Source organism: Mycobacterium sp. SMC-4 (assembly GCF_025263265.1).
Taxonomy (GTDB): Bacteria; Actinomycetota; Actinomycetes; order Mycobacteriales; family Mycobacteriaceae; genus Mycobacterium.
In genome coordinates, this window is sequence record NZ_CP079869.1 from 2,867,601 (window position 1) to 2,878,439 (window position 10,839).

The 10,839-nt window shown below is 69.8% G+C and carries 2 protein-coding genes; both read left to right on the plus strand.

Annotation, left to right across the window (positions count from 1 at the left end):
• Positions 1 to 2: 2 nt before the first annotated feature.
• Positions 3 to 5,444 (plus strand): SDR family NAD(P)-dependent oxidoreductase, encoded by a 5,442-nt coding sequence (locus tag KXD98_RS13705; protein ID WP_260758940.1) that lies wholly within the window; start codon positions 3 to 5, stop codon positions 5,442 to 5,444.
• Positions 5,444 to 10,837, plus strand: a complete 5,394-nt coding sequence (locus KXD98_RS13710) for a type I polyketide synthase (RefSeq protein ID WP_260758941.1) — start codon at positions 5,444 to 5,446, stop codon at positions 10,835 to 10,837. The genes KXD98_RS13705 and KXD98_RS13710 overlap by 1 nt, the downstream gene beginning before the upstream one ends.
• Positions 10,838 to 10,839 lie beyond the last annotated feature (2 nt).

The window sequence follows — 10,839 nt, forward strand, 5'->3', positions numbered from 1 at the left end:
CGATGACAGCTGCATCGCCGGATCGCCGCGCGATCATCACTGAGGCACTGCGCAAGATCGACGACCTGTCGGCGCGTCTTGAGGTGGCGGAGAAGGCCGAGACCGAGCCGATCGCGGTGGTCGGTATGGGCTGCCGGTTGCCGGGCGGGGTGAACAACGCCGACGAGTTCTGGACGTTGCTGACCGACGGTGCCAGTGGCGTCATCCGGGTACCCGAAGACCGCTGGGATGCCGACGAGTACTACTCGCCCGACCACACCGTGCCCGGCACGATCTGCAACCGCGAGGGCGGCTTCCTGACGTCCTGGAAGCCCGACGAGTTCGACGCGGAGTTTTTCGCGATCAGCCACCGCGAGGCAGCCGGCATGGATCCGCAGCAGCGGCTGTTGCTCGAGGTCGCTTGGGAGGCACTGGAGAACGCCGGGATCAATCCGCGCGCCCTGCGCGGGACGTCGACTTCGGTCTTCGTCGGTATGACCACCAGCGACTATTACGCCTCGTTCATCGGCAAGCTGCGCCGCGAGGAGATCGACCCGTACATCCCGTTCGGCAGTGCACCGAACTTCGCCGCCGGGCGGTTGTCCTATTTCCTGGGCGTGCGCGGACCCGCGGTGGTCAGCGACACCGCGTGCTCGTCGTCGTTGGTGTCGATCCATCTGGCCTGCCAGAGCCTGCGCCGCGGCGAGAGTGACCACGCGCTGGCGGCCGGGGTGAACCTGATCCTGACCCCGCAGAACAACATCGCGTGCTCGCGCTGGGGCATGCTGGCCCCGGACGGCACCTGCAAGACCTTCGACGAAGGCGCCAACGGTTATGTGCGCAGCGAGGGCTGCGGTGTGGTTGTGCTCAAGCGGCTCTCGGATGCACAGCGTGACGGCGACCGGGTGCTGGCCGTGGTCCGCGGCTCCGCGGTCAACCAGGACGGTGCCAGCAGCGGGCAGACCGTCCCCAACGGTCCGGCCCAGCAGGTGCTGATGCGCCGGGCGCTGGAGGTGTCGCGGTTGTCGCCGTCCGATGTCGACTACATCGAGGCGCACGGCACCGGCACCGCGCTGGGAGATCCGATCGAACTCGACGCACTCAACGAGGTGTACGGCGAGCGTGCCGGATCCGCACCGCTGGTGCTGGGTTCGGTCAAGACCAACCTCGGCCACCTGGAGTCCGCCGCCGGGGTGACGGGCTTCATCAAGACCGTGCTGAGCGTGCACCACGGCCACATTCCCAAGCAGCTGCACTTCAAAAAGCTGACCCCGCAGGCCTGCGAAGGGGCCCGGCGGTTCAGGATCGCCTCCGAGCCGATGGACTGGCCGCCCGTCGACCGGGTCCGCCGGGCCGCGGTGTCGTCGTTCGGTGTCAGTGGCACCAATGCCCACGTCGTGATCGAGCAGGCCCCCGCCGCTGCAACGACCGATGTCGAGACGTCGCCGGAGCCGGCGGTGACGACGCTGGTGGTGACGGGCAAGACGCCGGCGCGGATCGCGTCGACCGCCGCGCAGCTGGCTGACTGGCTGGAGGGCCCGGGCTCGGTGCACCCGCTGTCGGCGGTCGCGGGCACACTGAATCACCACCGCGCCCAGCACAACAGATTCGCCACCGTCGCCGCCACCAACACCGCACAGGCCGTGGCCGGACTGCGTGCACTGGCCGGCGACTACCCGGCACCGGGCGTGGTCGGGGTCAACGAGGTCCCCGGTGCCACCGGCACCGTTTTTCTGTACTCCGGACAAGGCTCGCAATGGGCCGGCATGGGCCGGCGGCTGTTGGCCGACGAGCCGGCGTTCGCGCAAGCCGTCGCCGATCTGGAACCGACGTTCGTCGAGCAGGTCGGGTTCTCGCTGCGCGAGGTCCTGCAGTCCGGTGAGTCGGTGGTCGGTATCGACCGCATCCAGCCGGTACTGGTCGGTGTTCAGCTGGCGCTGACCGAACTGTGGCGCTCCTACGGGGTGGCGCCCGATGCGGTCATCGGGCACTCGATGGGGGAGGTGACCGCCGCGGTGGTGGGTGGCGCACTGAGCCCAGCCGACGGCCTCAAGGTCATCGCCACCCGTTCCCGGCTGATGAAGCGGCTCTCCGGGCAGGGCGCGATGGCGCTGCTCGAGCTCGACGCCGGCGCGGCCGAAGAGCTGATCGCCGGGTACCCCGGCCTGACGGTGGCGGTCTACGCCTCGCCGCGCCAGACCGTGGTCGCCGGCCCGCCCGAGCAGGTCGACGCGGTGATCGCGGTCGTCGATGCGCAGGGCAAGCTGGCCCGGCGGGTCGACGTCGACGTCGCCTCGCACCACCCGATCATCGACCCCATTCTCGATGACCTGCGCACCGAGCTGGCCGGTCTGAAGCCCACCACGCCCGCCATCCCGGTGATCGTCACCACCGACGGGCGCCCGACCGACGGCAGCACCGTCTTCGACGCCGAACACTGGGTGGCCAACCTGCGAAACCCGGTGCGCTTCGGCCGTGCGGTGGCCACTGCCGGCGCCGACCACGGAATCTTCGTCGAGGTCAGCCCGCACCCACTGCTGTCCCACGCGATCAAGGAAGCGCTCGGGCAGGCCCGGTATCGCTGCCTGGGAACGCTGACCCGTGACGCCAATGATTCGCTGACATTCCGCACCAACCTCAACGCCGCACATACGGTTCGCCCCCCGAAGGTGCCCAAAGCCGGCCAGTCCCGGGTGCCGATCCCCACCACCCCGTGGCATCACACCCGGCACTGGATCACCCCGGTCGCCGACACCGACCCCGCGGCGGCCCCTGCTCCGCATTCGGCTGCCCGCAACGGCGCCGAAGTGCCCTCGGGATCTCCAGCGGCACAACACCATCCGTGGTTCCACAAGCTGGCCTGGCCGGCCAGGGAGCTGCCGCAGGCCGGAGACACCGACGGCTCGTGGCTGGTGATCGCCGACGCCGAGACCGGTGCCGAGCTGGCACGTGCGCTGGGCGGCGATTCCCCGGCCCTGGACGCGTCGGTCCTCACCGCCGAGGGCCAGGAGCCGGCGCTGCGTGCGGCGTTGACGGCCGCCGACCGCGTCGTTTTCGCTGCGCCGGTGCGCTCGGCGCGGCTGGACATCACCGACGGGTATCGGCTGTTCCGATCGCTTCGCTGCCTGGCTCGTTCGTTGGCTGCGCTGGGCGCGGATGCCCCGCGGCTCTACGTGGTGACCCGCAACGCCCAGCCACTCGACGAAGGAGATCGCGCCAACCCGATCCACGCGGTGCTGTGGGGCCAGGTCCGCACGCTGGCCGTCGAGAACCCGGAGTTCTGGGGTGCGATCATCGACGTCGACGAATCCGCACCGGCCGAGCTGGTGTCGCGTTACCTGCGCGCGGAAGCCACTGCCGGGGAGGGCGACGGCGCCCGCGACGACCAGGTTGTGTACCAGGGTGGTGTCCGGCACGTGCCGCGGTTGCGCCGCGCGTCGCTGCCGGCGACGACGTTGACCCGCTTGGAGCCCAACACCAGCCACCTGGTGATCGGCGCGACCGGAAACGTCGGGCCGTATCTGATCCGCCAGCTCGCCGAGATGGGGGCCGCCACCGTGGTCGCGGTGTCGCGGCGCGGCTCGCAGCTGACCGAACTGGCCGACGAGCTGTCCGCCCAGGGCTGCGCGCTGGTCGAGGTGGCCGCCGACGCGGCCGACGAAGCTGCGATGGCTGAACTGTTCGGGCGTTTCGGCGCCGACCTGCCGCCGTTGGACGGCATCTACCTGGCCGCGCTGTCGGGCGGTGAGGCGTTGCTGACCGAGATGAGCGACGACGACCTGGCCACCATGTTCCGGTCGAAGCTCGACGTGACCGCGGTACTGCACAAGCTGACGCTGACCACCCCGGTGCGCCGGTTCGTGCTGTTCTCGTCGATCACCGGGATTCTGGGCTCACGTGCGGTGTCGCACTACACGGCCGGCAACGCGTTCCTGGACACGCTGGCCTACGCGCGTCGCGCGCTGGGACTGGCGGCCACCGTCGTCGACTGGGGGCTGTGGAAGACGTGGGCCGACACCCATCCAGCGCTGGCGGCCGCCGGCCTGGAACCGATGCCCAACGATGTGGCGATCAAGATGCTGCCCGCGGTGCTCAGCCCCGAAGCCGGTGTGCACAGCGCCGTCGTCGGCGCGGACTGGAGCCGGTTGGCCGACGCCTACCGGATGCGGGCCTCGGTGCGCGCCCTCGACGACATGCTGACCCAACCCGGCGCGGACACCGCCGATCTGGGTGACCTCGCAGAACCGGTGTACGGCACGCTGCTCGGCGAGCAGGTGACAGGTCCGCAGCACGACAGGGTGTGGCGGGCCCGGCTGCTTCCCGAAGCACAGCCCTATCCGCACGCCCACCGGGTCCGCGGGGTCGAGGTGGTGCCGATTTCGGTGATGCTGCAGACGTTGTCGGAGGCCGCCGCACAGCTCGGTGCGGCAGCGGTCAGCGATGTGCGTTTCGAGTACCCGATCGTGGCCGGACAGCGCCGGGTGGTGCATGTGGTCGCCGACGGCGCCGAACTCACGGTGTCGACCAGCGCAACCGCCGACACCCCGGCCGAGCGGTGGACCCGACATGCCAGCGCCCTGATGGTGGCTGACGGAATGGCCCCCACCGGTGTCTCGATCGGCTCGGTGCAGGGTGAGGGCTACGACGCCGCCGTCATCTCCGAGTTGCAGCACAGCTGGGGTATCGAGGGTCAGCCGTTCGACTGGACCGTTGGTGACAGTGCCGCCGCGGGCAGCGCGGTGCGTGCACAGATCACGCTGCCGTCGGCCGATCCCGCGGCGTTGGCGGCCGCGTTGGTCGACGCGGCGGTCCATGTTGCGCGTCTGGCCGACAAGGACAACCCGCAGCTGCTGTTGCCCGCCGGTGTGCAGACGCTGTGGACGGATGCCCAGGCGATCGGCACCGAAGTAGTTGTCGAGGCGCTGCGTCGCGAGGACGTCACCGGCAATGACCTCATCGTCGACGTCACGGTCAAAACCCTCGAGGGTCGTCCGTGCATCGAGGTGCACGGGCTGGTCTACGCCGCGGTCGAGTCGACCCCGATTCCAGCGATGGACGACACCGCCGGTGCGGCTGCCGAATTCATCGACTGGTCGGCGATGTCGGCCGCCGAGCGCCTCGAACAACTGCGCACCCGGCTGCGAGCGATTTTGGCTCGCGAGCTCGGCATGCCCGACACCGCCGTGGACTTCGACATGCCGTTCCCCGATCTGGGCATGGACTCGATGATGGCGATGAACCTGCTGCGCGACGCCAAAGCCCTGGTGCGCGCCGACCTTTCGGCGACGATGCTGTGGGACAACCCGACCATCGCGTCGTTCGCGGCCCACATTGCCGAGCTGATCGCCCCGGAGGAAGAACCCGAAGACGAGCTCGAGGACGCCACCGACGACTCATTCAGCGTGTTGGACTCGCTGTTCGAGAGTGTCGAATCCGCCTCCAGCAGTAGCGAAAGCGGTATCTGATGAAGACGATTTTCGATCGTATCTCCGGGATGAACCCCGAGCAGCGCGGTGCGCTTTCGGAGCAGTTCGAGAAGGCCTCGCGCATCGCCGCCGCCGAACCGGTGGCGGTCATCGGGATCGGCTGCCGGCTGCCCGGCGAGGTGGACGGGCCGGAGAAGTACTGGAACTTGCTGACGGCGGGAACCGACGCCGTCATCGAAGTGCCGGCAGATCGCTGGGACGCCGAGGCGTTCTACGATCCGGATCCACTGGCACCGGGTCGGATGCCCACCAAATGGGGTGCCTATCTGTCCGATATCGACGGGTTCGACGCCGACTTCTTCGGCATCACGCCCCGCGAAGCGCTGGCAATGGACCCCCAGCAGCGGCTGTCCCTCGAAGTCGCCTGGGAGGCACTGGAAAACGCGGGGCTGGCACCCGACCAGCTGGGGGAGAGTCGCACCGCTGTCATGCTGGGCGTCTACTACAACGAGTATCAGAACGCCTCCGGCGGCAATCCGGACACCATCGATCCGTACTCGGCGACCGGTAACGCCCACAGTGTCACCGTCGGTCGCATCGCTTATCTGCTGGGCCTGCGCGGTCCCGCGGTCGCGGTCGACACCGCGTGCTCGTCGTCGCTGGTGTCGATCCACCTGGCCTGCCAGAGCCTGCGGATGCGCGAGAGCGACCTGGCCCTGGCCGGTGGCGTGAACCTCAATCTGCGCCCAGAAACTCAACTGGCACTTGCCAAGTGGGGCATGATGTCACCGAAGGGCCGCTGCCACGCGTTCGATTCGCGCGCCGACGGCTTCGTCCGCGGTGAAGGTGCGGGCATTGTCGTGCTCAAGCGCCTCACCGACGCGGTGCGCGACGGTGACCGGGTGCTGGCGGTGGTGCGCGGGTCGGCGGTCAACCAGGACGGCCGGTCCAACGGCTTGACCGCACCCAATGCCCCGTCGCAGCGCGACGTCATCACCCGTGCGCTGCGCTCGGCCGACGTGACCGCAGGTTCGGTCAACCTCGTCGAGACCCATGGCACCGGAACAGCTCTGGGCGATCCCATCGAGTTCGACGCACTGGCCGCGGTCTACGGCAAGGGTGAAACCCCTTGTGCGTTGGGAGCAGTGAAAACCAACTTCGGCCACCTCGAGGCGGCAGCCGGGGTCGCCGGCTTCATCAAGACGGTGCTGGCGCTGCGCCACGGCGAGATTCCGCCGAACTTGCATTTCTCGCAATGGAATCCGTCGATCGACCCGTCCAAGACCCGGCTGTTCGTTCCGACCGAATCCACACCGTGGCCGGCCCAGGACGGGCCGCGCCGGGCCGGGGTCTCGTCATTCGGCATGGGCGGCACCAACGCCCACATCGTGCTTGAACAGGGACCCGAGTCCGCCCCGACAGCATCCACCGACGCACCCTCGGTCACCACGCTGGTGGTGTCGGGCAAATCCCCGGCACGGTTGTCGGCGGCCGCCGGCGCGCTGGCCGGCTGGCTGGGCAACGGCGGAGCAGCCGTCGCATTGCCCGACGTCGCCCGCACGCTGTCGCGACGCAGCCGCTACACCACGGTGGCCACGGTGTCGGCGCGCAACCACGCCGACGCGGTGGCCGGGCTGCAGGCACTGGCCGCCGGGCAGCCGGCTGCCGGTGTGGTCGCCGCGCACACCGCCACACCCGGCCCGGGCACGGTGTTCCTGTACTCCGGGCAGGGCGCGCAGTGGCCTGGCATGGGCAAGCGACTGCTCGCCGAGGAGCCGGCATTCGCCGCCGCGATCGACGAGCTCGAGCCGATCTTCGCCGACAAGGCCGGGTTCTCGCTGCGTCAGACGCTGGAGGCCGGCGAGCCGGTCGTCGGCATCGACCGTATCCAGCCGGTGATCGTCGGCATGCAGCTCGCACTGACCGCGCTGTGGCGCTCCTACGGAGTGGAGCCCGACGCGGTGATCGGGCATTCGATGGGGGAGGTGTCGGCGGCGGTGGTTGCCGGCGCGCTCACCCCCGCCGAAGGCCTGGACGTGATATCCACCAGGTCACGGCTGATGAAGCGGCTGTCCGGGCAGGGCGCGATGGCCGTGCTCGAACTGGACGCCACGGCCACCGAGCGGCTGATCGCCGACCGGCCGGACGTCACGGTGGCCGTCTACGCCTCGCCCAAGCAGTCCGTCATCGCCGGTCCACCCGAGGCCGTCGACGAGCTGATCGCGATCGTGGACGCCAAAGGGCTGCTGGCCCGCCGCGTCGAGGTGGACGTGGCCTCCCATCACCCCACCATCGATCCGGTGCTGCCCGAACTGGGCACCGCCCTGGCCTATCTGGCGCCGACCACCCCGAAGATCCCGCTGCTGAGCACGGTCGGGTACACGGGTTCGGCGCCGCAGTTCAGTGCCGAGTACTGGCAGGCCAATCTGCGCAACCCGGTGCGGTTCAACCAGGCGGTCACCGACGCCGCCGCCGAGCACGCCAACTTCGTCGAGATCAGCCCGCACCCGCTGCTGACCCACGCGATCACCGAGTCGCTGGCCGGGCTGACCCCGGCCAAGAACGCCAAGGTGCTGGGCACCGTGACCCGCGACTCCGACGAGACGCTGGCCTTCCACGCGCAGCTGGCGACGCTGCGCCCGCCGACCGACGCCCCCGAGGCGCCGGCCGCCGATGTCATCGACGTTCCGCCGACGCCGTGGCTGCACACCAAGTACTGGATAGCCAACACCTCGGCCGGTCTGGAGTACAGCGGTGCGCATCCGCTGCTCGGCATGCATGTCGAGCTGCCGGTCGGTGGCGCCCATGTCTGGCAGTCCGACGTCGGCACCGAACTGCATCCGTGGCTGCTCGATCACAAGGTGCACGGTCAACCGGTCATGCCGGGCGCCGGGTTCGCCGAGATCGCGCTGGCCGCCGGATGTGCGGCGCTCGGGGTTGCGGCCTCGGCCGTCGAGGTCAAGCGCCTGGAGGTGGAGCAGATGCTGCCGCTGGACGCGCGTACCCGGCTGACCACCCAGTTGCTGCGTGACGGCGACGAGCTGCGCGTCGAGATCCACTCCCGATCCGAGGACGGTAACTGGACTCGGCATGCCGTGGCGCGCATCGAGCGGGCCGAGTCCGCCTCGCCCACTCAGTTGAGCACCGCCGGTGCCGCGTCCGCTTCGACGGTTTCGCCCAGCGACTTCTATACCGCGTTGCGGCGGACCGGCGCTCACCACGGACATGCCTTCGCAGCACTGACGCGGATCGCGCGTTCTGCCGAGGGATGGGCCGACACCGAGATCGTGTTGCCCGACGAGGCCACCGCGCACCGCGGCATCCAGTTGCATCCGGTGATGCTCGACGCCGCGCTGCAGGGGCTGGCCGCGGCGATCGGCGCCGAATCGCTGTCGGAGACCGACGAGGTCACCTATCTGCCGGTCGCGATGGAGTCGATCCGGGTCTACGGCGATGTCGGTCGACGCGCACGCTGCCGCGCGGAGCTGGTCAGCATGGTCGAAGACGGTGGTGACGCGATCGGTCGCGTGACGCTGGCCGATCAGGCCGGTCATGTCACCGCCGAGGTCACCGGCGTCTACCTGCGCCGCGTGCAACGCCGAACGGTGCCGTTGCCGTTGTCGCAGAAGGTGTTCGACACCACGTGGCAAGAAGCTCCGGCCGGCGCGGGCGCCGTCCCGCCGGGGAGCTGGCTGGTGCTGACCGACGGTGCCGCTGCCGAGGACCGGGCCCGCGAGTTCATCGATCGCTTCGGCGCCGACACCCGCCGGGTGATCGCCGCCGCGCTCGGCGACGAGTCGGCCGTGGGGGAGGCGTTCGCCACCGCGTGCAGCGACCCGGAACTCCCGCCGATCGGTGTGGTCGTCCTGCTCGACGACACGGCTGTCGATGCCGGCAGCGATATTTCCGCGCTGACCAAGGCCCGGGACACCGTGTGGACGGTGTCGAGCGCGGTCCGCGCCGTCAGCACCGGCTGGCACGGCAAACCGCCACGACTGTGGCTGGTCAGTCGCAACGGGCTGGTCGTCGAGGACGGAGAGTCCGGTGATCCCGCCGCGGGCACTCTGCGCGGACTGGTTCGGGTGCTGGCCTACGAGAGCCCGGATCTGCGCACGACGTTGGTCGATCTGGACACCGACGCCGACGTGGCCGCGGTGCTGACCTCTGAGTTCGACGCCGAGGGTGGCGACGACATCATCGCCCGCCGCGGCGCCCGGCGTCTGGTCGAACGGCTCTCGCGAGCCACCGTTGCGGCTCGTCGCATCGACCCGGTGGTCCGCCCGGACGGGGCCTACATCGTCACCGGTGGTCTGGGTGGCATCGGGGTGACCGTGGCGCGCTGGCTCGTCGACAACGGCGCCGGTCGTATCGTGCTCAACGGGCGCAGCGCCCCGTCCGACGAGGTCGCGGCCATGCTGGAATCGTGGCAGGGGCGCAGCGAGGTCGTCACGGTGCTCGGTGACATCGCCGAACCGGGCACCGCAGAGCGGCTGGTGACTGCCGCCGAAGCGACCGGGCGCGGGCTGCGCGGCGTGATCCACTCCGCGGCGGTCCTCGACGACGAACTGGTCTCGGCGATGTCCAAGGACAGCCTGGACCGAATCTGGGCGCCCAAGGCCACCGGCGCCTTGCGTCTGCACCAGGCCACCGCCGAGCGTGAGCTCGACTGGTGGGTCGGGTTCTCGTCGGTCGCCTCGCTGCTCGGGTCGCCCGGGCAGGCGTCCTACGCATGCGCCAACGCGTGGCTGGATGCCTTTGTCGGATGGCGCAACGCCACCGGCCGACCGGCCACCACCATCAACTGGGGCCAGTGGGCCGACGTCGGCCTGGCCAAAACGCTGACCTTCAGCGTGCTCGATCCGATGTCGACCGAGGAGGGTATCGAGGCGCTGCAGACCGTGGTCGCCGGCGCACCTACCCGCATCGGGGTCGCCCGGCTGCGGCTGGACCGTGCCGCCGCGGCGTTCCCCGAGATCGCCAAGATCGGGTTCTTCGCCAATCTGGTCGCCGAGTTGGGCGCGCTGGATGACGACGACGACTGGGCCGGCACCGACGCGCTGCGCGAGATGGCGCCAGGTGAGGCCCACCGCGTCGTGGTGGCGCGGCTGCGCCGACGCATCTCGGCGATCATGGGCTTCTCCGACGAGAACGCGATTGCCGTCGACCAGCCGCTCACCCAGCTGGGCTTGGATTCTCTGATGGCGGTGCGCATGCGCAACACCGTCCGCAGCGACTTCGGCGTCGAGCCTCCCGTCGCCCTGTTGCTGCAGGGCGCTACGCTGGCTGACCTTGCCGTCGATCTGATTCGGCAGCTCGGGTTGGCCGAAGACGACGCGCCTGATCGGCCCAACGCTGTGCGTGACCGGGTGCAGCAACGAGCCGCAGCCCGCCAGCGGGCGGCAGCGCGGCGAAAGGTGGGACAACGACTGTGACG

What these genes read in the sequence shown, in the direction of transcription:
- KXD98_RS13710 (WP_260758941.1), top strand. Translation starts at nt 5,444, where the DNA reads ATGAAGACGATTTTCGATCGTATCTCCGGGATGAACCCCGAGCAGCGC.
- KXD98_RS13705 (WP_260758940.1), top strand. Translation starts at nt 3, where the DNA reads ATGACAGCTGCATCGCCGGATCGCCGCGCGATCATCACTGAGGCACTG.